Consider the following 24,140-nt stretch of genomic DNA (forward strand, 5'->3'; position numbering starts at 1 on the left):
GCTATCCTCCATGCCTATTCGCTTACTTGATGCAACGGTTGCCGCCCAGATCGCTGCGGGTGAAGTGGTTGAACGCCCCGCCTCGGTGATCAAGGAGTTGGTTGAGAATGCGCTTGATGCTGGCGCTCGGCGCATTCGTGTCGGGGTGCGTGGCGGTGGCTTGCGTGAACTGACGGTGCAGGATGATGGCTGTGGGATTGCGGCCCATGAGCTTGAGTTGGCCTTTGAACGCCACGCGACCAGTAAGCTTACGGTGGCCGATGATCTCTTTAATATCCATACGCTGGGCTTTCGCGGCGAGGCGCTCCCTTCGATTGCTTCGGTCGCGCAGGTGATCTGTGTTACCCGTACTGCTGAGAGTGAGACGGGTACCGAGTTGCGGATTGCTGGTGGTGAGGTGCAGGCGCGTATGCCTCGGGGTTGCTCGGTGGGCACGAGCATTAGTGTGCGGAACCTCTTCTACAATACGCCTGTGCGCCGTGAGTATCTGCGCTCTGAGGCGACCGAGCAGGGGGCGATTAGTAGCGTTATTCAACAGTATGCTATCGCCTACCCGGAGGTGCGCTTTAGTCTGATGCTTGAGGATCGCCGTGCCCTCCAGACCAGTGGCGATGGTCATGTGCGCTCGGTACTGATTGAACTCTATGGCCCCGATGTGGCCCGTGAGTTGCTGCCGCTTGAGGCTGAGGCGGGCGAAGGGGAAGCGCATGTGCGGCTGCATGGCCTGCTCTCGCCCCCCGGCTTGACCCGTGGCTCGCGGAGCTACATCCATCTCTTTGTCAACCGCCGCGCTTTGCAGCCACGGGGGGCGCTGGTCAGTGTGATCGAAGATGCCTACCATACGCTGCTCATGAAGGGCCGCCATCCCATTGTTGTGCTCAATATTCATGTGCATCCCCTTGCGGTTGATGTGAATGTTCACCCTACCAAGAGTGAAGTCAAGTTCCGCTTTGCTTCCAAGGTGCATAGCCTGATTGGGCGGAGTGTGCGTGATGCGCTGGTGGCCGGAGCAGGGGTGCCGACGTGGCAGGAGGACGATGGTAGTCTGCAACGTCGCTTCGAGTTACGTCAACTTGGCCAAACTGCGGCGAGTAGCCCTGCGCCCGCGCCCACAGCCCCCGCCTCGGCCTGGGGGGTTGGTGCAACCGCTTGGGATCGTGAACATAGCCGCTGGGATGTCGGTGGCACTGCGGAGGCAGAGCGGTACGCTGAGGCAGAACCGCACCACGCGGAAGCCGCTGCGCCTTTGCCCGCAGCGCAAGCTACGCCGGTTGCAGCCCAAGCGACACACGCCGACGCCCAAGCCCTACCTCCGCTACGCATCATTGGCCAGGTTGGCCTGACCTACATTGTGGCTGAGGCGCCTGAGGGCATGTATCTGATTGATCAGCACGCCGCGCATGAGCGGATTACCTACGAGCGGCTGATGAACCAACACGCCGCAGGCGCAGTAGAGGCCCAAGGACTCCTGCTGCCACAGAAGGTCGCCTTAGCCCCGGCGGCGAGTGCGCTGCTGCTGGGCAACCAGAGCCAACTTGCGGCCTGGGGCTTTACGCTGGACGAGTGGGGCGAAGGGGTGCTTGTGCGTGCCATTCCCGCCACGCTGCCCGCCGAGCAACTCAACCAAGCCTTGCACGAACTGGCCGATCATCTCGCTGGGCGCGGTGGTTCACATCCGCTCGATTGGCGCGAAACGATGCTGATCACCCTCTCGTGCCACACCTCGGTGCGCGCCGGCCAGAGTCTCACCCACACCGAGATGCGCCACCTGCTGCAGCAACTCGAAGCCTGTAGGAGCCCACGCACATGTCCCCACGGGCGCCCAACCATGATCCTGCTCACGCCTGCCCAACTTGAACGCCAGTTTGGACGGAGCGTATAGGGTCATTGTATGTCCCCTCGCTGGAACAAAATCCGCCGCGATTTGTTCCATCACCGCAGCCGCACGTTGCTGGTGGTGCTTTCGATTGCAATTGGGGTCTTTGCCTTTGGCACGATCATGGCGGGGCGCGTGAAGATTGAAGCGGAATTGCAGCAAAGCTTTCGTGCTACCAATCCGGCGAGTGCATCGATCACCACGCTGCCTTTTGATGATGAACTGGTGGCAGCCGTGCGCCAACTGCCGGGGGTGAGTGCCGCCGAGGGTAAGCGGGTGGTTGCGGCGCGCATCAAGCTCGGCTCTGATGATTGGCAAGATGCTCTGCTCCATGTCTTGCCTGATGATGGCATAACCAGCATCAACATTGTGCGTCCATGGCAGGGTACCTGGCCGCCACCCAAGCGCAGTATGTTGATCGAACGCTCCTCTTTCGCACGGCTTGATGCGCCCCTTGGCGCTACGGCAATGGTCACCTTGGCGGGCGAGACGGTGCGCCCATTGCCGGTTGTGGGCCTCAGCCACGATTTGAGCCTGCCGCCCGCACCGATTGCTGGACAGGTCTTTGGCTATATCACCTTCGATACGCTCACCTGGCTCGGCGGGCCGCAGGGTTACAATCAGTTGGCCATTGTGGTGGATGAACCACTGCGCTACGATGAAGCCCAGATTCGCATGGTGAGTGATCGGGTCGAACGGCTGGTTCAACGTGGAGGGCGTCCGATCCTCAGTAGCGAAGTGCCCCCGCCACTCCAGCATCCTGCTGAAATCATCCTGCCTACCATGTTTGCGATTATGACGACTATTGGTACCCTGGCGCTGCTGATCAGTACCTTCCTGATCATCAACACGATGAGCGCGATCCTGATCCAGCAGACACGCCAGATTGGGGTGATGAAGGCCATTGGGGCGCGAAATGATCAACTCGCGCTGCTCTACCTGGCCCTCGCAGCCGCCTTTGGTCTATTGGCCCTACTGCTGGCCGCACCTCTGAGCATGCTCGGGGCCAATCTGTTCGCCTGGTTCATAGCGGATCAGATGAACCTTGATCTGCCCCCCTTTCTCATTGTGCCCGAAGTTATCCTGATTGAAGCGCTGGTCGCTATGCTTGTGCCTATGCTCGCAGCGCTCTTCCCCATCCTGAGTGTGCTACGCCGCCCGACCCACCAGGCGCTTGCGGGTGCAACAGCAACACCAGTGGTGCAGGGTTGGCTGGATCGGCTACTCAGCCGCAGTAGCCTCTTGAGCCGCCCGGCACGCTTGGCGCTCCGCAACACCTTCCGGCGCAAAGGACGGCTCGTGCGAACCTTGGTGGCGCTCTCGCTCGGTGGTGCCGTCTTCCTCGCCGCCATGAGCCTGCGCGAGTCGCTCTATACCACCCTTGATGCAAGTGTGGCATCGCAACGCTACGATGTGGAGATTCAGCTCAACCGTAGCTACCGTAGTGACCAAGTGATGCCGGTGGTTTTGGGCACTCCGGGGGTCAGTAGTGTCGAACCACTGCTACGGAACCACGCCTTCCCTGTGCGTAGCGATGGCACAACTGGCGAAGTGATGAGCGTTCGGGCTCTGCCAGTCACCAGCGCCATGCTGGCCCCACGCATGGTGGCAGGCCGTTGGTTTGTGCCAGGCGACGAACGCGCTGTTGTACTCAGTACCAACATTCTGCAGAAAGAACCCGCTATCAATGTTGGCACCATGATCACGCTCAAACTAGGGAGCCGTGAAGAGCAGTGGCGCGTGATTGGCCTGATTGAAGAATTGATGCCGCCCATCAACCCAGTGCTGGTCTATATGCCATTGGATGCCTATACGCGCACCTATGGCGGCTTTGGGCGCAGCGATACCCTACGGGTTGCTACAACCCAAAGCGATGCGGCGAGCCATGCCGCAGCGGTTATCAAGCTAGAGCAACACCTGAGCCAAGCAGGCTACCAACTGCACAGCATCCATAGCCGCTCCGATGACCGCATGCTCCTTGCTGAACGCTTCGACCTGATCGGTGTCATCCTCTCGATTATGGCCACGATCATCAGTGTTGTGGGAGGGCTAGGCTTGGCCGGAACCATGAGCATCAACGTGATCGAACGCACCCGCGAAATTGGCATTATGCGTGCCATTGGCGCGAGTGATCATGCGCTGGCTCAGATCATCGTGAGTGAAAGCCTGACCATTGCCTTGCTGGCGTGGCTGATTGGCACACTCATCTCCATCCCTTTGAGCTACGCTATGGGCCATGTCTTCGGCCTCAATCTGCTCAACTCACCCCTGATCTGGAGCTACACCATCCCTGCGGTACTCGTCTGGCTCATTGCTGTCCTGGTGATTGCCATCATTGCCAGTCTCCTATCTGCACGTACCGCTGTAAGCCTAACGGTACGCGAAGTCTTGGCCTATGAGTGAATGAAAATGCTTACCCAAAATACCACCTACTACCTCGAAATGTGCGACCCGACGGCACTGCGTCCAGTAGCTGCACCAGCGGGTTTTCGCGTCGTTCGCGCCGAGTTGCCCTGCCCCGAATTGAACCGCTTCCTCTACACAGCGGTGGGAGGCAACTGGTATTGGCTGGATCGCTTAGGTTGGAACTATGCCCGTTGGCAAGCCTACCTCGAACGCCCCGAATTGGAGACCTGGGTGGGTTATGTGGCGGGCACCCCGGCAGGCTATGTTGAATTGGAGTGGCAAGCCAGGGCAATGGTAGAGATTGCCTACTTTGGGTTGTTGCCCGCCTTCATCGGGCGGCGGCTTGGCGGCGCGTTGCTCACCGCAGCCCTTGAGCGCGCTTGGGCCATGGGCGCTGAACGCATCTGGGTGCATACATGCAGCCTCGACGGGCCCGCTGCGCTCGCCAACTACCAAGCGCGGGGGATGCGCATCTTCAAGACTGAAGCAGCCAGCATCGAGCTACCCGATCAACCCCCAGGCCCGTGGCCTGGGGCTTAGAGGTTGACAGCTTCTTTTTTGTTGCGGTTTGGCGACGAAGCCGCCAAACCGCAACAAAAAAGAAGCTTTTCAGTAATCTGCAATCTGCAATCTACAATCGTAAATGGCATGATTGCTAGACCTTCACCCGCGAGTTGCCCCATCTATGCTACGATACGTTCATGCGTAACCATCCATCAGCACGTAACATCAAACAACCCTTGCGCCTCCTGCTGCTGATCGGCGTCCTGCTCTTCACCCTGCTTACCCCCGTGCAGAGCCAAGAGCTAGAGCCGTCGCCGCAACCCACAACACTAACTACGTCTCAGATGACGCCCTTTGGCATGAACACCTACTTCACCGGCCTTGAGCGCATGAGGAACGATGGAGACGAAGGAGTAGCCAGGCTCATCGCCCACGGACGTAACATCGGGGTGGAGTGGGCGCGGGAGGAGTTGAGTTGGGGCAATATTGAACGTAGCGGCAAAGGGCGTTGGGACTGGAATCCCTTCGATCGGCGGCTGCGCGAAGCCCACGAAGCTGGGTACCAGATTATTGGTATGCTGCTCACCACACCCGCGTGGGCCCGGGTCGAGGATTGTCCCGAACGCATGGCCCGCTATGCCAGCGCCGGGGTGCATGTCCATGACTACTGGTGCCCACCTGCCGATCCGCAAGATTTTGCCGATTATGTCTATAAAGTCGTCAAGCGCTACAATGGCGACGGCGAAGATGATGCGCCTGGTTCGCCTCGGGTGGCAGCCTGGCAGATCGGCAATGAACCCAATGCCTGGGAGACATGGCCCGGCACACCGGCTGAGTATGCCGAGTTGCTTGAGGTGGGCTATGCGGCGATCAAACGTGCCGATCCGAGCGCCATTGTGGCGACGGGAGGGCTCTATGTCTTCGATGGCAGTTGGAACGATGGCATCGGGCACCGCGATGGCTTGAGCTTTCTGGCCGACGCCCTCAATGCGCGCCCAACGGCTTGGAATAGTTTCGATGTCTTGGCTATTCACCCCTATATGCCAACCGTCGCCCCTGATGCCCCCGGTATCTATGGTGCAATCAGCCTCTGGGGGCGCTTAAGCTTGGCGCGGGCGTGGCTCGATGCCCAGACTGCGATGCGCGGCGGTGCGCCGCGCCCCATCTGGATCAGTGAGGTCGGTTGGTCTACCTGTACCGCCGATCAGCCCGATTGCTATGTTGGGCCGGCACTGCTCAACCAGCGTGCCACCCGCCATGACTGGCGGCTGCACCTAGGGCCACATGCCGCACTGAACTACACGAGCCACCCGACCCTGGCGGCAGCCCGCCTCGCGGGCTTTATTGGCAAGACGGAAGATCAGCAGGCCAATTACCTTGTGCGTACCTATGCCCTTGCGTTAGCCTTTGGCATTGAGCATATCAATTGGTTCCAGTTGGAAGACAAATTTGATGGTGCGGCCCAGAATTTCTGGGAAGAGGCCGCCATCTTCCACAACGCTGCTGAGGGGTACGCGCCGAAACGGGCCGCGTTTGCCTACAAAACCTTGACCCGAGAGCTTGCCGGGGCACGCTTCTTGGGTTTTGGCGAACTGCACACCTTCCAACACCGTCCCGACGATCTCAATACTGCCGCCCGCTTTCATCTGCGCTTTCACACGAACGAAAACCGGATTATCGAACTCCTCTGGAACAATGTTGGCGAAGAGAGCGTGCGTTTGCCATTGAAACCGAGCACAACACCCGATCTGGTCTTGCGCGACGGAGCGATTGTTGCTGTACCAGTTGAATCTGGATCGGTGCGCCTGACGGTCAGCGAAAGCCCGATCTACCTGCGCCAGAACCTCATCCCTGTGCTACAGGTCACCGCGCCGCCACTCGACTTCTTGGCTGATCCCAACGATGTGCCACGCCGTGCCAGGCTCGTCCTAGCCAATGAGGGTTCAGGCAACCTCGTATGGCAAGCCCAGAGCAGTGCCCCATGGCTGCATCCCATTCCTATCACTGGCCACGCCCACCAGAGCAACCTAACCGTTCTCGTTGACCCCCGGCGGCTGCCGGTGGGCGTATATAGCGCAACACTGCACATCAGCAGCAACGGCGGCAATTATGATCTTCAGGTTAACCTGCGGGTTATACCCAAGGTTAGTCGTATCTATTTACCGTTGGTGAGTCGTTAGAAGCTGCCTGATTTTTGTTCGGGTTTGGCGGCGAAGCCGCCAAACCCGAACAAAAAGAGTTTTTTTGAGGTAGGCTTCGCCGCCCCCAAACCCCCACCAAGGATTTCAATCATTCATCATGCTTGTGTACGACATCTATGGCAATGGCCCGCCGCTACTGCTGCTCCACGGCTTCACGGGGAGTGCCGAGGAATGGTTGCCCCTGCGGCCCTATTGGGCTGATGTACGCACGCTCATTGCGCCCGATCTGATCGGCCATGGCCGTTCGCCTGCCCCCACAGATGCAAGCTGCTACACGATGGAACGCTGTGTCAGTGATCTCTTGGCGCTACTCGATCACTTGGGTTTGGCCCAAGTGGATGTGTTGGGCTACTCGATGGGCGGGCGGGTGGCGCTCCAATTGGCTGCTGCCGCGCCCAAGCGGGTGCAGCGCATGATCCTCGAGAGCGCCTCGCCAGGTTTAGCGACAACGGAAGAGCGGGCAGCCCGTAGCGCCAGCGATCACGCCCTGGCTGAAGCGATTGAGCGCAACGGGTTGGCTTGGTTTGTAGACTACTGGGCGGCCCTGCCACTCTTTGCCAGCCAAGCCAGCCTGCCCACCACGCAGCGGGCCCAACTCAGCGCCCGACGGCTACGCGGCAGTCCCCACGGCTACGCCAATAGCCTCCGTGGCATGGGCACGGGGCAGCAGTCCAGCCTCTGGGAACAGTTATCCACCATGCTCCACCCCACCCTACTGATCAGCGGCGCCCTTGATCACAAATTTGTCGCCCTCAACCAAGCCATGGCCCGCCAATTACCCAACGCCAGCCATGGTATCATAGCCCACGCAGGCCATACGGTTCACCTAGAGCAACCGGAAGCTTTTGCACAAGCGGTGCGAAGGTTTTTGTGAGGATAGAGAAGCGAGAAAATAGGAAGTTAGGAAGTAGGAAATAGGGGTGAGGGCCATGTGTGCTACTGCTTTTTTTTCGTTCGTGGTGGCGGCTTCGCCGCCACCACGAACGAAAAAAGGTTCTTCGGGGGAGGCGAAGCCGCCACCACACACTCAAGGAGACAAAAAGATGCCAATTGAATGGACACAGGCCGGTGAGTATAGCGACATTCTCTATGAACATGACGCAGCGGGCGAGGGGATGGCCAAGATTACGATCAATCGCCCGGAGCGGCGCAATGCCTTTCGCCCCGAAACGGTGCATGAGTTGCTCGATGCCTTTGAGCGTGCCCGCGATGATGAGCGGGTTGGTGTGATTCTCTTTACCGGCGCGGGCGAGTTGGCCTTCTGCTCTGGGGGCGACCAGACGGTGCGGGGCGATGGGGGCTATGTGGGCAAGGATACCGTACCGCGCCTCAATGTCCTCGATCTGCAACGCCTGATTCGCATCATTCCCAAGCCGGTCATTGCGCTCGTGGCTGGCTATGCGATTGGCGGCGGCCACGTCCTGCATATTGTGTGCGATTTGACCATTGCTGCCGAGAATGCGCGCTTTGGCCAGACGGGGCCACGGGTCGGCAGTTTTGATGGTGGCTATGGTTCAAATCTGTTGGCGCGCATGGTTGGCGACAAGAAGGCACGCGAAATCTGGTACCTCTGCCGCCAGTATGATGCCCAGCAGGCCCTGGCAATGGGCCTGGTCAATACGGTGGTACCGCTTGAACGCCTTGAGGATGAAGGAGTCCAGTGGGCACGCGAGATTCTGACCCATAGCCCTATGGCCATTCGCTTCCTCAAAGCAGCGATCAACGCTGCCGCCGATGGCCACGCTGGGCTCCAGCAACTGGCCGGCGATGCCACCCTGCTCTACTACCTGAGCGAAGAGGCGAAAGAGGGCAAACAAGCCTACTTGGAGAAGCGCAAACCCAATTTTCGCCGTTTCCGGCGTTTTCCGTAGGTACCAAAAAACATCACCACAGCAGCGCGGCTGCAATCCAGGCTGCTATGGCCCCCCCAAGGGCCAGCAGCGCTCCGCCATAGAGCATGTAGGCTTGGGTTCGCACCTTGCTGCTCAAGCTATCTTCGTCGCGGTGGCTGATCAAAAAGTGGCGATCCTTTTCGAGAGGATGCCGCCCAATGATCGCCTCATCTTGGTCGCTGAGGAGGTAACCTAAAACATAAACCCGGTTGCCAAGGGGCAACACATACTCTTCGCGCCAGATTTGCCGTTCACTCCCAGCCAAACCAGTGTAGGCTTCGTAGCGAGCAACCTTCTCGATCAGGTCAAACGTGGCACCCTTGGGATCAATCGCAATCCGCCCACTGGCATCACGCACATAGAAGCGCGGCACATGGCGCTCATAATCGTCGAGGCCACTAAAGGCGAAATCACGCTGAGAGCCACCATCCGGTGTCGGGAGCCGCTGATCGGTTGACTCGTTGACCCGGTAACGATAAGCAACACAGATGGTTTCGCTGAAGGGCGCGGCAAGCGGATGCTCACACTCGATCGTGCCCACCACCTCAACCGCTTCGCCCAACTGGCTAAAACCAGTCATCCCTGTCCGGTGGCGATCCAGCAACTCAGCGGTACTCAGGGTAGGCGCATCGCGCATCGCCAGCACCTTGCCCTCACGCCGCCAAGCGACCGCCACCGCAACGCCAGCTATCACGAACAATACTAGCCCGAAGATAATCAGCCCAATGGTTAGAGGATTCATAGGCGGTTATTAGACCTTAATGTAGTTTGGGTAGGTCTTTACCGGATACACGCGCCCCAGCGCGTATAGTCTCCTCATAGTGTAACGCGGTACTGTAACCAGACCGCAACAACACTAGTTCGCCCGCCGTCTCATGTCAATGAGTGTTGATGGGTGCTGTAATACCAGTTACGAGTGATGAGTGGCGAGTGACAAGCAGAGTATACCTCATTGCAATGCGGTCTGACGTAATCTGCTATGCGGTATATTCAACGGTAATTGGTATAACCTGCTTATCACTTATCACTCATCACTCATCACTCATATGACACGGCATAGTTACTTTAGGAGTCCCAAGGATGCGTAAGCTTCTCGGCAAGGTTGGCTACGTGCTGACCAACGTGGTGGTCATGGTGATTCTCCATGGCAACAGCAAACAGTTCTGGCCCAAGATTCCCGTGTTGAGCCTCCGTGATGAGAGTACGGGCGAGCATGTGCGCTTGCTCTTTAATACGATTGGGGTAACCACCGTTGCCCAGGCTGCCATTGGCAAGTTGCCGCGCGAACGCTGGCTACCCCGCGCCCTCACGATGGGGGTTGTGCCTTCACTGCTGCCCCTGATCATCTTCTTCGGGCAGAAGGTGCTGCGGCTCGAAGGCCAGCGCGCCGAAATCTACAACCTCACCATGGTGCCACTCCTCCCCATCGCCGCCGTCGTCGTCGAGGACGCCCTCACCAGCCAAATGGGCCCTGAGCCCGCCGATCACGCCGATTATAGCCATCTGGTGTAAGAAGCTATCTGAAAAGCTAGTGGGTACGTGTTGGAGTGCTGGCGTTAGCCGGCTAAAGCCGGCACTCCAACGCCAGCCCATGGACTTTTCAGACAGCTTCTAAGGAAGCTCCTGCTTGTCACTCGTCACTCACAACTGGTTATGATGCCCTATGGCACTCCAACTGCACGTTGAAGCGGTCGCCGCCTCCTATGGAGCGCGGGTGGTCTTTACTGATGTTTCCGTCGAACTGAAGCACGGCGAAACTTTGGTTGTCAGTGGAGCCAATGGCAGCGGCAAGAGTACCTTCCTGCGCCTCTTGGCTGGCTTGCAGCGCCCCGAACGGGGCGGCATCGCCTATGGCTATGGGGGACAGACCTACGGCCCCCGTGAGGCGCTCAGCCTCATTGGCTGGGTCGCACCCGACCTGATGCTCTACCGCGAGTTGAGTGCCCTAGAGAATCTGCGCTTCTTTGCCGCCGTACGGGGCATCACGCGCAGTGATGCGGAGTTGTTGGCACTACTGGAACGGGTCGGACTACCAGGCCGCGGCCATGATCGGCTCGCGGCCTACTCCTCCGGCATGACCCAACGGCTACGCTACGCCTACGCACTGCTCCACCAGCCCCCCGTGCTGCTCCTCGACGAACCCACCGTCACCCTTGACGAACGTGGCAGTGCCGTTGTCGCCAGCATCATCGCAGCCCAACGCGAACACGGCATCAGCGTCATTGCCACCAACGATCCGCGTGAACTGCGCTATGCTGATTTGCTTTTACAATTAGGTGGGTAATACTACCATCCCTAAACATACCATGACCATACTCGTTGAAACCAAAGGTCTGACCCACAGCTATGGCGGCATGGTCGCCTTGAACCAACTCGATCTCACCATTCCACAAGGCGCGGTCTACGGCTTCATTGGGCCGAATGGGGCGGGCAAGACCACCACAATGCGGATTCTGACCACGCTGCTCAAGCCGATTGCGGGCGAGGCGTTTGTGGCGGGCTATTCGGTACTAAAAGAGCGCAAAGCGGTGCGGCGTGCAGTCGGTTTTATGCCCGATTTTTTTGGTGTGTACGACAACATGACCGCACTCGAATACCTTGAGTTCTTTGCCGCCGCCTACGAGGTGCCGGTCGAGCGCCGGGAGCGCTTAATTGACGACCTCTTGGCACTCGTTGATCTCAGCCACAAAAAACAGGCCGACGTAATGGGCCTTTCACGCGGTATGAAGCAGCGCCTGAGCCTAGCGCGTACCATGCTACATGATCCAGCCCTCTTAATCCTTGACGAACCAGCAAGCGGCCTCGATCCACGCGCCCGCGTCGAGCTCCGCGAACTACTCAAAGAGCTACGCAGCATGGGCAAAACAATCATGATCAGCTCCCACATCTTGACCGAACTAGCCGAGATGTCCACCCACATCGGTATCATCGAACGGGGCAACCTGATCGCCTCAAACGATGTCGCGACGATTCTGCGCTCGCTGCAACCGCATCGCTGCTACGAGTTGCAGCTCATTCCCACCGCAGACCAAAGCTACGACGATGCCTTGAGTGCGGCAACCGCCTTAGTCAGCGACCAACCCCATGTCTTAGGGGTACGCTCACTACCCGAGGCCCAGCCCCCACACCTACAGATTGACTTCGACGGCGACGATCACGCCATCAGCGCCCTTTTAGCGCGGCTGATCAGCAACGGCATCGCCGTCACCCACTTTGCCGGCCAGGTCAACGATCTCGAAGATGTCTTCTTGCGCGTCACCGAAAACCTGGACTACGGCGGCACCGCGTAGGCTGGAGTGGGATGGAGTGGTTGGTACAATCATAAAGGAAAGCATTTGAATAATGGAAACACAAGTATTGAAACAAACGATACGTCAATATATAACAAGCAATGAACTATCTCCTTTATTTATATTGGGAGATACACTTCATGCTTTACGAGAAATCCCAAGCGAAACAATAGACTGTTGTATGACTAGCCCACCCTATTGGGGACAACGTCAATATGATCAAGCAGGAATAGGATTAGAAGCAAGCTATTCAGAATATATTGACAAACTTATCGCGGTAACAGATCAAATTCAGCGTGTTCTAAAACCTTCAGGATCATTTTGGTTGAATATCGGTGACACATATTACAACAAAGTGTTGTTAGGCATACCATGGAGGATAGCTCTCATATTAATCGATCAAAAAAGATGGGTGTTACGAAATAATGTAATATGGAATAAAATCAAAGGCGGGCCAGATAACACTAAGGATCGACTTAGAAATGTTCATGAGCATCTATTTCATTTTGTAAAGCAATCACATGGCTACTACTATGATGCAGACGCGATTCGTTCTAAGCCTCGTCAAGCAAAAGTAGTGAATGGTACTATAGTTTCGGCTACTGGAGTAAAAGGGGTACGCTATAAACGACAAATTGAACTCTCAACAAGCCTTACTGAACAAGAGAAGGTTGCAGCATTTCACGCACTTGATCTGATGCTTGGACGTGTAGCTGAAGGAAAAATCGCAGACTTTCGTATGATTATTCGTGGTCAGCAACGCACAACGCACTCCAACTCCGAAAAAGTTTCGGGAAGAGCAAAGGAATTACTTGACAAAGGATTCTACTTCTTAACTTACCATCCGCATGGTAGTAAACCAAGCGATGTGTGGGATATATTACCTGAAGACACACAAAAAAGACAAGAGCATTTTGCTGCATATCCTGAAGATTTGTGTAAAATCCCTATTCTTGCCACTTGTCCTCCTGAAGGAATCGTATTGGATCCATTCTGCGGCACAGGTACAACGATGCTTGTTGCGCGTAATTTTGATCGTAAATCGATAGGGATAGATATTTGTTCTCGTTATATTGCTTACGCTGAACAACGTTGCAGGAGATTATTATGACATCTATTGTTGAGTTGTATGGTGTTTCTACAGCAATAATAGAGAAGGATTGGGTAAATATTGTAAATAATGAACATTGCCCTTACCTTCAGCGTAAATGTATCAAGGTGAGAAAGAGCAACCCAGATATTACTATAGGTACTTGCACTGTACTATATGGTAAAGAGAAGAAGAAGATTATCATCTGTCCACATAGATTACTTGAAAGGAATCAGATTTTTATTGATTGCCTACATCTACTCACACACAATGAACCAGGCAATGAATTACACATTGTACATGAAGTAGGCATTCCCGGTGGAAATGTAGACTATTTTCTCGTTGCAACACGTTATGGTAAAATTCGTGATTTTGTAGGTGTTGAATTGCAAACATTGGATTCTACCGGAACAGTATGGCCTCACCGCCAAAAGTTGTTACAGGAGCAGGGATTACCTATTACAGACATGGCAGATAATGAATACTCTGAGATTGAGACTGAACATAAACAATTGTACGAACGCCCCAAGAGTAGTAAAAAGGGGTTTGGTATGAACTGGAAAATGACGGCTAAAACGATTTTAATGCAATTACACCATAAAGTTCAAACATTTGAACACATCAATAAACATCTGGTAATGGTTATACAAGATCACTTTTATGATTATATGTCTCGGGAATTTCGTTTTAGCCATGTAAAAACCGCGAAAATCGGGGACTCAATGCAGATTCATGTTTACAGTCTTGCTATGAATCAGGGACATTCATTGCGATTAGACCTTGGAGCACGCTATAGTACAGATGCTCAGGGAATCGCTGAAAGCTTAGGTCTTCAGGCGGATGCTCGGCTTGAATTAGATACAATTGTGCGCGTTCTAGAATCGAAGCTATCCGCAGAAACAGTGTTCCTACTGCGCTAAAACCAATTACCTTGATCACTATCTTGCAAGGATGCACGAAGCGAAAAGGCGAGGGCTTCGCGTCCTCGCAAACGGTAAAGTGTTCTGAAACCATGCCTCCATCACACAACATGCCCAAAGCTGCGCTATAATTCAAACAGGACTAGCCAGACAGGGTCAGGCTCTCCCCATACGCACAGAGAGCTACGAGGGCGTCATGAAACTCAAAGGACGAGTTGCTATTATCACCGGTGCCTCCAGTGGGGTAGGTTATGCCACCGCTCGCATCTTTGCGCGTGAGGGGGCAACTGTGATCGTTGCCGCCCGCCGTCGCGACCGCCTCGAACACCTGATCGCGGAGATCGCAGGCGAGGGTCACCAGGGCTTTAGTATTCCTACTGATGTGACTGATCCGGCCCAAGTGCAGCGTCTGGTTGAGAGTACGATGTCGTTGCTTGGTCGGATTGATATGCTGATCAACTGTGCCGGCGGTATGATGAAGATTTCGCCGATTGAGCAGTTCAATGATGCTGATTGGCGTTCGATCATTGATACCAATCTCGGTGGTGTCTTCTACACGATTCGTGCTGTGGTGCCTTATATGAAGCGTCAGCGCAGCGGCATTATTGTCAACCTGGGTTCGCGGGTTGGGCGGGTTGGGGTGGCCAATATTTCGCCCTTCAGTGCCGCCAAGTTTGGCGTGGCGGGCCTTACCCAGGCCCTGGCACAAGAATTGCGTCCGCATAATATCTATGTGACCAATATTGTTTCGGGGATGATCAATGCCGATTTGGCACCGCTCAACCCCGATGAGATGACGCGCCGCCGTCTGCTCACTACCGACGATGTGGCCCAGGCGATGCTTTGGGTCTGTACCCTACCGCCGAGTTTGCGCGTAGATGAGTTGCCGATTATGCCGCGTCAGGTCGATTTGTAGCTTGGAGGGAGTGAGGTAGAGAAGAGGTACAGAGGGCACAGAGGTTTTGCACCACAGAGGCACAGAGGGCACAGAGGTTTTTATGTGGAGGAGAGTGCCTACTTTCTGGCCTAGCGCCTACTTCCTATCTTCCATCTCCTTCCCTTAGAGAGGTAAGCTTTCGTGAGTGATCAGGTCTACGATCTGGTGATCGTTGGTTCGGGGCCGGGTGGCTATGTGGCGGCTGTGCGCGCGGGTCAGTTGGGCATGCGTACTGCCATCGTGGAGGCCGGGCCGCTGGGGGGCGTCTGCCTCAATGTGGGCTGTATTCCCACCAAGGCGCTGCTGCATAGCGCCGATCTGCTCGATGAACTGAAAGAGGCGAAACGCTTCGGGGTGAAGGTTGAGGGCGTGAGCTTTGATCTCGCCGGGGCAATGAAGCATAAGGATGCGGTGGTCAAGGCGAGTAGCGATGGCGTCAGTTTTTTGATGAAGAAGAACAAGGTGGACGTGATCGCTGGTTGGGGCCGTTTGGCTGGGCGCGGTCAGGTGCATGTGCAACTCACGGCAGGCGGTGAGCGCACGTTGAGTGCCAAGCAGATCATGATCGCTACCGGCGCACAACCGCGTCCCTTCCCCGGTATCCCCTTTGATCACCAACGCATCCTCTCCTCCACCGATGCGCTCAAGCTAGACAGCGTGCCGCAGAGTCTGCTCTGTATTGGGGCGGGGGCGATTGGGATCGAGTTTGCCTCAATGTACCGCGCCTTTGGCGCTGAGGTGAGTGTCGTTGAGGCGCTGCCGCGCCTGGTGCCCAATGAGGACGAAGAGGTCGCTGCGGAGCTGCACAAGGCGTTCCAGCGCCGAGGCATCAAGACGCTGGCCGGGGCGAAGGTGGAAGGGATTGAACAGGAGGCCGACGCCCTCGTTGTGCAGGTTGTTGGGGCTGATGGCAAGCCGCAACAACTCAAGGTTGCCAAGCTGCTGGTGGCTATTGGCATTATGCCCAACACCAAGGAGCTTGGTCTTGAGGCTGCTGGGGTGAAGCTTGATAAAGGCTTCATCCTAACCGATGGCGTTATGCAAGCGGCGGATGGAATCTATGCGGTGGGCGATTGTGCCGCTACCACGCCCTGGTTGGCCCATAAGGCCAGTGCTGAAGGCATGCTCGCTGTGGAGCATATGGCAGGCCACCAGGTTAGGCCCATTGAGTATGGCAAGATTGCGGCCTGTACCTACTGTAACCCGGAGATTGCCAGTGTTGGTTTGACCGAAGCACGCGCAAAAGAGCAGGGCTATAGCGTAAAGGTTGGCAAGTTCCCCTTTGCCGCCAATGGCAAAGCACGGGTGCTTGGTCAGAGCCGCTTCGGCTTCATCAAGCTCGTGGCCGACCAACAGTACGATGAGTTGCTCGGTGTCCACATGATTGGCCCTCACGTCACCGAGATGATCAGTGAAGGTGGTCTTGCCCTCACCCATGAGGCCACGGGTGAGAGCCTCCTGAACACCATCCACGCCCATCCAACGCTCTATGAGGCCATTGGTGAGGCGGCTCACGCCTTGGTGCATGGTGCCGCAATTCATGTCTAAGCATGCCCCAAAGAGAAACGCCTGCGCTACGCCGATGTCGGCCCAAGCGCAGGCAAACTAAGGCAGTTAACTCCCTCCCACCATCCGCTCCGTCGCTGCCCAAAGCGCATGGCGCAGCTTTAGATCATTAGCCGGGGCCATGATTGACTGCGGCTGCGGGTGTTCGTTGAGGAAGTAGCCGCCAGTGACATGGGCCACATTGGGCGAACTGGCGAGGTAGATTGCACCACGCGCCGCTTCCGCTGGACTACGCATCACGCTGGTAATGATGCGGACGAAGAGCCGTTGATACCACGTCGGTGCAGTCCAAAGTTGCCAGATGCCGGTGGCTACATGGCCTGGGTGTACTACATTGACCGTTACACCAGTGGAGCGCAAGCGGTCGGCCAGTTCTAGGCTCCAGAGCAGTTGGGCCTGCTTGGAGCTTGCGTAGGCCATAAAGCCTGCGTAACGCCGCGTGAGCTGCAAATCCTCAAGATCGAGGCGTCCGTAGCGATAGGCTTCCGAGCCAATATTGACAATCCGCGCCCCAGGGGTGGCGCTGAGCAACGGCAGGAGCGTATGCGTCAATAGAAAGGGCGCAACATAGTTGACCCCCAGTGTGCGTTCGAGGCCATCCTCTGTCGTTTGGCGCTGCAAGCAGAAGGTGCCCGCATTGTTGATCAGCACATGCAGTTGCTGATAGCGGGCCAAAAAGTCCGCCGCGAAGGCGCGAACCGAGCGCAGTTCAGCCAACTCCAGGGGCATTGTGGCGATCTGGGCAGCGCCACACGCTGCCCGTAGTTCAGCCGCAAGGCCCGCCGCCCGCACCTGATTGCGGCAAGCCACAACCAACGTTGCCCCCTGCAGTGCCAAACCCCGCGCCACCTCACGCCCAATGCCACTCGTCGCGCCCGTGAGCAACACAACCCGCTTGGTCATGGGAAGAGTCATGATGGTGCCTTGGGAATAGGGATATTTGTAGCCACGTTACTGCTTGCGAGGACGCGAGGACGCGAGGACGCGAGGACGCAAGGACGCAAGGACGCAAGGACGCGAAGCCCTTCGCCTCTTCGCCTCTTCGCCTCTTCGCCTCTTCGCCTCTTCGCCTCTTCGCCTCTTCGCCTCTTCGCCTCTCGCATCCTCGCTGCTATTTCCTCTCCACCACAGTCCCATCCACCAAATCAGCCAAGCCAGCCACCAGTTCGGGATCGGCGTTGGGCAAGGCGGCCCGTGCATAGCCTACCCCCAGCGTGGCGGCCAGTTGCGCGAGGCGACCATCGAGTTCATAGCAGATCTCGACGTTATCGTAGGTTGAAGAGATGCCCACCGCCAACACATGGCGATAACCCGCTTGGGCCAACTCCTCCAACGCGCTGCCCACCTCCGGCCCAAGCCATTGACCCGGCCCTTCAGCCCCGTAGTAGGCCAAGCGCCCCGCTCCACAACCAAGCTCACTGGTGAGTTGCGCGGTGCGCTGGGTGAGTTGCTGCTGGTAGTTTGTTTCGGGCTTACGGCTACTCTCGGCGACACTATGGGCCATGCAGAGCAGCGCCACCGCCTCAGCCGGAGCCTCGAGTTGGGCGAGAGCGGCGCGCGTATGGCGCGTGATCGCGCTCCAATAGCCCGGCAGATCGGGCCAATCTTTGATCAGATGGATGGTGCAGGGCTGTTGCAACTCAGCTTGTGCGCGTTCCAAGGTGCGCTCGTAGTCGCGCAGGCCCATCAGCGACGCATGGGGACTTAGTGGTAGCACCACGACCGTCTGGGCACCACTGGCACACAACTCCTGCAATGCGCTCGTAACCGTCGGCGTCCAATGGCGTGCCCCCAGCGCCACACGAAAACGGTCGCCAGAGCGCTCGGCCAAGACTTGGCTCAAGGCATTCGCCAACAGACCCGCCGCCGAACCGCCGCGCTCCGTGCCCCACACCTGCTGGCAACGCGCCTGCAGAGCCGCAATATCCTCTGGGGGCGGCGTATAGCCCCCATAGTGAGCCGTCAAATAATCGGCCACCTCACCCAATTCCTGCGGCTCGCCATATTCCATCACGAGTAGACCGATCGGGTTGGTCATGGGGTCTCCTTTGGACCATCCCCCTATGGCAAAGCCGCCCGACGGCTTACCTCCCATTGGCCCGTTGTCGCATTGTAACGCCACGCGGCAACACGGTTAGGCTCATTGGCTGCACTGGTCTGGAGGCTATAGTTAAAGGGGACAAGGTCGGCAATCAGTTCATCGTCTACCAAGCGGAGCTTGCGTACCCGCTCGCTCGCGCTTGCCCCCGCCTGCTCCAAGTCGAGCAGTGGGCGCATATCGCCTGCGGGCATACCATTGGCATCTAACGGCAACGCCATCACCTCGGGGCTGCGGGCAAGGGCCAGATAGAGTTCGTAGCCCTCTCCGCGTTCTACCACGAGGATGCCCATAACGTCGGTGTTGTCCACAATCGGACGCATGGTGCCATCGTTCAGATCAATCGCAACCACGCCACCGTGTTCGCTTGTGGGCGTACCACCAATAACATGGCCCGCATAGAGCCAATGCAGGTCGCAGACATAGCTCAACCCGATGATACCATAGGGATTGCGTTCGTGCGCTGCGCCCGGCAGACGCACAAAGGGTGCCATCTCGCCACTCTGGGCTGCCACGCGCCAAATGGTTGTCGCCCCCGCCAAAGGATTATCGGCCAGCGAGAGGCGCGGCGTCGGTGCCACATAGATATTCCCCTCACGGTCGTAGGCAATCGGCCCCAAATAGCCCGCCCGACGCCATGTGGGATGCTGGTAGGTCTGATCTGGTTGGCGCGTACTCAGCAGCACCAAGCCCATCTCGGAGCGGTTGGTAGCTAAAGCCAAGCCCCCTCCACTCAGGCCAATTTCAGGATTGGCCATAAAGCCAGGCAAGCTGCGGCAATCATCGGTTGGGATGGGGAGGCCAGATCGCTCGCCGTCGGCCCCTGTTGGCGTTGCGGGCCTGGTTGAACGCGCAACCACCAGGGCCAGCGCAAGCAACACCAAGCCCACCACCACAAGGCTGACACTCAAGCCACTGGTGGGGCGGCGGAACGGAGTACTACGGGGACGTTGTGGCATAGGTTCGTCTACTCAACTCAATAACGCACCTTCACCGGAGTACCCAGGCTCGTCCACTCATAGAGCCATTGGGCATCCTCAAGCCGCAGATTGATGCAGCCGTGGGAGGGACGAATGCCGGTACCATGATTGTTGTGCCAATAGGTGCCGTGCAGGGCCACCCCGCCGACAATATATTGCGCCCACGGCACATGGGGCACATTCCAACACTCGCCCGCCATACAGCCGCTCATCGTCTGCATAGGCGTCTTATAGTAGACCGCATAATCACCTACGGGCGTATTGAAGCCATCGCGTCCGGTTGCCACCGGGGCGCGGAAGACCAGCAGATCGCCTTCGTAGGCACTGAGCCACTGCTCACCAATACTAATCTCGACGCGCCGCTCCCAGAGGGCCGGGTGCCATGTGTGCGTACCCTCCAACTGGGGCACTGGGGCCAGATTGATGCCCCGCTGTTCTGCGAGCAAGCGCCCCAAATCACTCAGTTGCACCTCATAGAGCGCGTTGAGGGGGTAGCCATAGGAGTGTTGCAGCGAACGAAAGACCGCTGGCAGTTCTTCGGGGAAGTAGATAAACTTAGCCCGCTCGAAGTACTGCACACTCCGACCATCCTCTTCAACCACCTCGCTCAACGGCATACCATAGAGCTGCATACCATCGCGGCGCTCCCAGAAGCTACGGAACCTCCCCCAGAGCGTATGGCCCGTTTCAGGAAAATAGCGTCCCTCCCTCTGCGCTTCATCGAGGCGTGGCGGAACACCCTGCTTTTCCAATATTTCGCGCCCCAGCAAACCCAACTGCACCTGTTGGGGCGTCCCAATATATTCAGCGTGCAATTCAAAACGCGCCCGCTCAAAGTATTGCACAATACGGCCATGCTCAACAATCTCCTCAGTCAGTGGATAACCAAAGCTCTGCAATTGACCATTGGCACGCCAAAAATCCAAAAAGCCACTCCGATTACTGAGATGATGCCCAGTCTGAGGAAAATAGATCGTCTGCATGCGCGGCAACAATTCAGGATTCACCGAGCCCAGCGGCTGACTAACCACAGTCCGCAGGTGCGCCTCACGAGCCTGCGCCGCCACCACCACCGCCTGAGCCTCGCGGTAGCTCAACGGCGCCGCAAAATCGGCCTGGGGATGGCGTGCCTCTGCCGCATGAATCGAAAGCAGCAGCACAAGGGTGAGTCCAAACACCAGCAGCGCAGCACCAATCATGTGGTAGCGACGTAGCACCATAGCAGTACCATATTCATCTTAATAAAGCGAAGCCCTCGGTGGGGGTTTGGGGGAGGCGAAGCCTCCCCCAATAAAACTCATTTTGTTCGGTGTTGGCGGCTTCGCCGCCAACACCGAACAAAATAACACCAATTACCCTTGAACATGCCGCATGATCAAGAACGTTAACGCCCATTGGGACGCCATGCTCGGCAATCTACAATCTGCAATCTGCAATCTACAATCGTAAACTGCCATTACAAACATTATATAAAACTTAAACGCCCATGACTAGAGGGTTTTACCAATTCTATCCTCAGCAGCATAGCGTAGCGGCAACCAAACCCGCAACTCAGTGCCTTGGCCGGGGCGCGAGAGGATGGTGAGCCGCCCATCGAGTGCGGTGGCCCGCTCACGCAACTGACGCAGGCCCAAACGGGTTCCAGGCCGCTCGCCTTGGGCCCCAGGATCGAAGCCGATCCCGTTGTCGCGCACAACAATTTGCAGCCCGCCGTCCAGCGTGCGGATGGTTAACGCCACATGGCTGGCGTGGGCATGTTTGGCTGCATTGTTTAGCCCCTCTTGGGCAAAGCGAAAGGCAGCCAATTCAAGCACCTGGGGAATATCGGTAGGCAGATCACTCAGTTCAAGCTCAAGCTCCCACGCTTGCTGTTCAGCAAATTCACTGACATAGCGCCGTAGTGCGGCCACAAAGCCAAGTTGCCCCAACTCCATGGGCCGCAAGGCAAAGATAGCCCGCCGCAACTCATCAATCTGTTGGCGCAGATTGGCCTTCAGGTTCACAAACTCACCACTGAGACGCTGCGGGTCTTGGTGCAACCAATCTGCCCAGAGGTCCACCCGCATGCGCAGGAAGGCGAGGCTCTGAGCTACGCCATCGTGCAGATCACGGGCGATCCGAGTGCGCTCTTCCGTGATCGCCTGCTCCAACGTAGCGACACTCGCCAACTCACGGGCGCGCCGGCGACTACCCTGAATACTCTCGGTCAACTCACCAGCCACCGTCAGCAACAGGGCGGTACTCTCCGCACTGAGCAGCAGCGGAAGCACCTGATCGGAACGAGCACTGGGTTGTTCCAACGTCAACTGGTCGGTTGTCGTCAGGTAGCCTTCAATCCAACCAAGGGGCTGATTATCCCGTTCAGCCAAAGGCAGGATCAGACAAGCCACAATCCCGGCGGGTGTACGGCCACGCGGCTTCAGGATGGTGGGTTCAGGGGGTAACTCATAGTGGTAGGCCAAGCCAAAGGCGCTACGCGCCGCCGCCAATTGCTCCTCATTCAACCCGAGGCAGCGCGCCGTCAACGTTCTACCCTGCTCACCATAGAGCACCAGCGCAGCCGCACGGGCCGCAAAGAGACGCGCAGGCAGCGTAATCGCATAATCAAGCACATCATCAAGCGTATCGCTACTCGCAATGCGCTGATTCAGCTCATAGAGCAACTCCAGACGCGCATTAGTTAGGCGCAACTCATCAAGAAAACTCGCCTCAGCCACCTGGCGGCGCTGCTCCTGATGGGCAGCCCAACTCAGCACCGCATAGATCGCTACTGCCGCCAACGCACCCCAAAAAAGCGCCTCAAGCGTCTCAAAGAGCGGATCGAGCGGGCGAAAGCCAATCAAGCTCGTCTCGACCAAGCGCACCAACGCAAAGAGCAAGCCCACCACCCCTGCAATGGGCCAACGGAGACTGCGGAGCGCAGCGACCATATCGGTAGGTTGGGGCTTGGTGGGGCGCATGGGGGCTACAATGAACTATCGGGCGCACCGGCAAAGAGTTCAGCAACCGGCAACAACAGCCCTGGGAGGCAGGCAAAGGCCACATGATCGCCCGCCGTAAAGCACCTTGGTGCCGCATACGCCCCGGGTGCCACGAGGCAATAGAGGTTCAGACTACGTTCACGCGGATCGATAATCGCATACTCTGGCACCCCAGCAGTAGCATAAGCTGCCAATTTGATCCGCTCATCGTAGGAGCGCGAAGCTGCCGAAAGAATCTCAAACAAGAGATCCGGCACCCCATAGATCCGCCCCGCCCGAAAGAGTGCTTCACGTCCAAAACGCACCACCACATAATCGGGCTGCACCGGATGGCAAGCGGGCATCAGCACACCTATGGGCGCAGGAAAGCAATAGGCCAGCCGCGCATCCTCTGCCGGAATCCCAACCAAACGCTCAAGACGCCGCACAATCCACTGATGAAAGCTACTCGGCGCGGTCGTCATATAGAGCACCCCACCAATAACCTCATAGCGCCGCCCATCAGCGGGCAACCGCTCCCAATCGGCAAACGTCCATGCCCCTTGGGACGGCCCCTCAACAAGGGGAGCATCAGTTGTGACAACGAGAATTGCCATACGGAACACAGAAAATAGGAATAGAGGAACGTAGAAAATAGTAAGGGTAACCTTTGCCCTATTTCCTACGTTCCTCGTTTCTATTTCCTCCCCTAAAGCAGAGGCACGGCGTACTACCCGCCCCTCAACGCTTGCCACCAGAGCCGCCAATTCTCCGGTTGTTGCGGGACAACCACTGACGGATCTAGCGCCTCATCGGGGGCAGCGATCTCAGGTATACTCAACGGTTCTGTACGGCTGAGAATAACCACGTCGCCCTCACGGGCATAGCCAAGCTGCCCGCGCGCCACCATTTCGGCATAGACGGGCGATTCGGTATACTCAACCAACCCGGCAAGGCGTTCATTCTCATACCTGATCGTCAACACCTCAGCCTCAAGCTCGGCGCGGCGCGTCTCCAGACGGGCACTCTGCAACACCTGGCCCACAAAGTTGACCATGAGCAGGCCAATGAAGACTAGCATCAGGGCTGCGATGCCCAACGAGAAGGCATTGCTACCCACAGCACGTAAACCAGCGATCAAGCGATCCGCAAGCGGCAACGCGCTTGAAGCAGCCCGTCGGCGCGGCCCCAGGCCAATCAGACGCCGCGAAGCGTGACTACGCAGCCGTTTCATGGGCGCCCCCTACAGTTGGCGAGGGTGCGAGGATGCGATGACGCGAAGCCATCGCCTCTTTGCCGCACGCATCCCCGAAAGATATGGTAAAGCGACCTTCTGCTGCTTATACCAATTACCCTTGAACATGCCGCATTATCAAAAACGCGAAAGCCCATTGGGACGCCATGTTCGGTAATCTACAAT

General features: G+C 57.2%; 21 protein-coding genes. 13 read left to right on the plus strand and 8 right to left on the minus strand.

The window, feature by feature from the left end:
• Positions 1-10: 10 nt before the first annotated feature.
• From mutL to menB, 6 genes are all read left to right on the plus strand, one after another.
• Entirely contained in the window at positions 11-1,882 is a 1,872-nt protein-coding gene (gene mutL / locus CJ255_RS01660) for a DNA mismatch repair endonuclease MutL (protein ID WP_097642358.1), read from the plus strand.
• 9 nt (positions 1,883-1,891) lie between these two features.
• A complete protein-coding gene (locus CJ255_RS01665) occupies positions 1,892-4,279 on the plus strand; it encodes an ABC transporter permease (RefSeq protein WP_097642359.1) in 2,388 nt (795 codons plus the stop codon).
• A gap of 6 nt (positions 4,280-4,285) precedes the next feature.
• A complete protein-coding gene (locus CJ255_RS01670) occupies positions 4,286-4,822 on the plus strand; it encodes a GNAT family N-acetyltransferase (protein WP_097642414.1) in 537 nt (178 codons plus the stop codon).
• A 161-nt stretch (positions 4,823-4,983) separates the two neighbouring features.
• Positions 4,984-6,966, plus strand: a complete 1,983-nt coding sequence (locus tag CJ255_RS01675) for a BACON domain-containing protein (RefSeq protein WP_097642360.1) — start codon at positions 4,984-4,986, stop codon at positions 6,964-6,966.
• A 118-nt stretch (positions 6,967-7,084) separates the two neighbouring features.
• Complete coding sequence (gene menH, locus CJ255_RS01680; RefSeq protein WP_097642361.1) at positions 7,085-7,861, plus strand: 2-succinyl-6-hydroxy-2,4-cyclohexadiene-1-carboxylate synthase; 777 nt, start codon at positions 7,085-7,087, stop codon at positions 7,859-7,861.
• 169 nt (positions 7,862-8,030) lie between these two features.
• A complete protein-coding gene (menB, locus tag CJ255_RS01685; protein ID WP_097642362.1) occupies positions 8,031-8,858 on the plus strand; it encodes a 1,4-dihydroxy-2-naphthoyl-CoA synthase in 828 nt (275 codons plus the stop codon).
• A gap of 13 nt (positions 8,859-8,871) precedes the next feature.
• On the opposite strand, the gene CJ255_RS01690 is transcribed toward menB, so the two are convergent.
• The gene (locus CJ255_RS01690; RefSeq protein WP_097642363.1) at positions 8,872-9,621 is read right to left on the minus strand and encodes a GIDE domain-containing protein; all 750 of its coding nucleotides are present in this window, start codon (positions 9,619-9,621) and stop codon (positions 8,872-8,874) included.
• Between the two features lie 338 nt (positions 9,622-9,959).
• On the opposite strand from CJ255_RS01690, the gene CJ255_RS01695 reads away from it, so the two are divergent.
• The 7 genes from CJ255_RS01695 (at position 9,960) to lpdA (ending at position 16,664) form a co-directional block, all read left to right on the plus strand.
• Positions 9,960-10,391, plus strand: a complete 432-nt coding sequence (locus CJ255_RS01695) for a hypothetical protein (RefSeq protein ID WP_097642364.1) — start codon at positions 9,960-9,962, stop codon at positions 10,389-10,391.
• 151 nt (positions 10,392-10,542) lie between these two features.
• A complete protein-coding gene (locus CJ255_RS01700; RefSeq protein WP_097642365.1) occupies positions 10,543-11,163 on the plus strand; it encodes an ABC transporter ATP-binding protein in 621 nt (206 codons plus the stop codon).
• Positions 11,164-11,185: 22 nt separating this feature from the next.
• The gene (locus tag CJ255_RS01705) at positions 11,186-12,169 is read left to right on the plus strand and encodes an ABC transporter ATP-binding protein (protein WP_097642366.1); all 984 of its coding nucleotides are present in this window, start codon (positions 11,186-11,188) and stop codon (positions 12,167-12,169) included.
• A 52-nt stretch (positions 12,170-12,221) separates the two neighbouring features.
• The gene (locus CJ255_RS01710) at positions 12,222-13,280 is read left to right on the plus strand and encodes a DNA-methyltransferase (protein WP_097642367.1); all 1,059 of its coding nucleotides are present in this window, start codon (positions 12,222-12,224) and stop codon (positions 13,278-13,280) included.
• Positions 13,277-14,179, plus strand: coding sequence for a NotI family restriction endonuclease (locus CJ255_RS01715; protein WP_097642368.1), 903 nt, complete (start codon positions 13,277-13,279; stop codon positions 14,177-14,179). Before CJ255_RS01710 ends, CJ255_RS01715 begins: the two co-directional genes overlap by 4 nt.
• A 196-nt stretch (positions 14,180-14,375) precedes the next feature.
• On the plus strand, positions 14,376-15,095 hold the full coding sequence (locus CJ255_RS01720) for an SDR family oxidoreductase (protein ID WP_097642369.1): 720 nt from the start codon (positions 14,376-14,378) through the stop codon (positions 15,093-15,095).
• Positions 15,096-15,257: 162 nt separating this feature from the next.
• Positions 15,258-16,664: a dihydrolipoyl dehydrogenase gene (lpdA, locus tag CJ255_RS01725; RefSeq protein ID WP_097642370.1), complete on the plus strand. Its 1,407-nt coding sequence runs from the start codon at positions 15,258-15,260 to the stop codon at positions 16,662-16,664.
• Positions 16,665-16,730: 66 nt separating this feature from the next.
• Here lpdA and CJ255_RS01730 read toward each other — a convergent pair whose 3' ends face one another.
• From CJ255_RS01730 to CJ255_RS01760, 7 genes are all read right to left on the minus strand, one after another.
• Complete coding sequence (locus tag CJ255_RS01730) at positions 16,731-17,597, minus strand: SDR family NAD(P)-dependent oxidoreductase (protein WP_097642371.1); 867 nt, start codon at positions 17,595-17,597, stop codon at positions 16,731-16,733.
• 196 nt (positions 17,598-17,793) lie between these two features.
• Positions 17,794-18,720 carry a ferrochelatase gene (locus tag CJ255_RS01735; RefSeq protein ID WP_097642372.1) on the minus strand — a complete coding sequence of 309 codons (927 nt, stop codon included), beginning with the start codon at positions 18,718-18,720 and terminating at the stop codon, positions 17,794-17,796.
• Positions 18,721-18,743: 23 nt separating this feature from the next.
• Positions 18,744-19,739: a hypothetical protein gene (locus CJ255_RS01740; RefSeq protein ID WP_097642373.1), complete on the minus strand. Its 996-nt coding sequence runs from the start codon at positions 19,737-19,739 to the stop codon at positions 18,744-18,746.
• A 17-nt stretch (positions 19,740-19,756) separates the two neighbouring features.
• Complete coding sequence (locus CJ255_RS01745) at positions 19,757-20,980, minus strand: L,D-transpeptidase (protein ID WP_245863116.1); 1,224 nt, start codon at positions 20,978-20,980, stop codon at positions 19,757-19,759.
• A 270-nt stretch (positions 20,981-21,250) separates the two neighbouring features.
• The gene (locus tag CJ255_RS01750; protein WP_097642374.1) at positions 21,251-22,720 is read right to left on the minus strand and encodes a sensor histidine kinase; all 1,470 of its coding nucleotides are present in this window, start codon (positions 22,718-22,720) and stop codon (positions 21,251-21,253) included.
• A 5-nt stretch (positions 22,721-22,725) separates the two neighbouring features.
• Complete coding sequence (locus CJ255_RS01755; protein WP_097642375.1) at positions 22,726-23,337, minus strand: Uma2 family endonuclease; 612 nt, start codon at positions 23,335-23,337, stop codon at positions 22,726-22,728.
• Between the two features lie 113 nt (positions 23,338-23,450).
• Positions 23,451-23,954 (minus strand): FtsB family cell division protein, encoded by a 504-nt coding sequence (locus CJ255_RS01760; RefSeq protein ID WP_097642376.1) that lies wholly within the window; start codon positions 23,952-23,954, stop codon positions 23,451-23,453.
• Between the last annotated feature and the right edge of the window lie 186 nt (positions 23,955-24,140).

This window comes from Candidatus Viridilinea mediisalina (assembly GCF_002532535.1).
Lineage (GTDB): Bacteria > Chloroflexota > Chloroflexia > Chloroflexales > Chloroflexaceae > Viridilinea > Viridilinea mediisalina.